Genomic DNA, 805 nt, shown 5'->3' with positions numbered 1-805 from the left:
CGAAATGAAGAAGTACAAAATGACATGATGGAAAAGTTAATGAAGCAAGTATTTACAGGAGGATACTCACGTTACAAAAGTTTTTTACACCATGTTAATAGGGACAAGCCATCAAACAGAAACATATTGAAGTTAAAAGAACCACGCAAAAGAGTAGAAACCCTCACAAAAGAACAAGTACAACAAGTATTACAAGCAACTACTAATATACGAGATAAATTCTTAATTCAGCTGTTATTTGAAACGGGATTGCGTATTGGAGAAGCTCTCTCTCTTTTCATGGAGGATTTTGTTTATGACCATAAAAAAGGGCATCGGATTCGTTTGGTGGAACGAGGGGAATTAGAAAACGGTGCGATGTTAAAAACAGGAGAACGTGAAATTTATGTATCACCATCCTTAATGGATTTATATGATGATTACTTGTATGAAGTGCTTGATGAATTAGAATTGGATTCAAACTTTGTTTTTGTAAAACTGAGAGGAAAAGATGTGGGAAAACCAATGGAATATTGGAACGTTGAGTCTCTATTTAAGCGTTTAAAAAAGAAAACAGAGATAAGCCTACATCCTCACCTATTTCGTCATACACACGCTACAATTTTCTACCAGAAAACAAAGGATATTAAGCAAGTACAAGAACGATTAGGACATTCTCAAATTCAAACAACAATGAACCTATACCTACATCCTTCGGATGAAGATATTAGAGAAGATTGGAATAAAGCACAGTCCGAATTTAGCATAAATAAAAATAATTGAGAGGAATTATTGCATGAAACAAATCAAAAATGTTCAGGTAGAA

The 805-nt window shown here is 33.8% G+C and carries 1 protein-coding gene; it reads left to right on the top strand.

All coding sequences use genetic code 11. The features are described 5' to 3' along the window. A partial coding sequence (locus tag Y7E_RS0106910; protein ID WP_017150554.1) for a tyrosine-type recombinase/integrase occupies positions 1-762 on the top strand: 762 nt, incomplete at its 5' end. Positions 763-805 lie beyond the last annotated feature (43 nt).

Source organism: Bacillus bingmayongensis (assembly GCF_000299035.1).
Classification (GTDB): Bacteria; Bacillota; Bacilli; order Bacillales; family Bacillaceae_G; genus Bacillus_A; species Bacillus_A bingmayongensis.
Note: the sequence above shows the minus strand (reverse complement) of the source record. Positions and strands in the feature narration are given on the sequence as shown.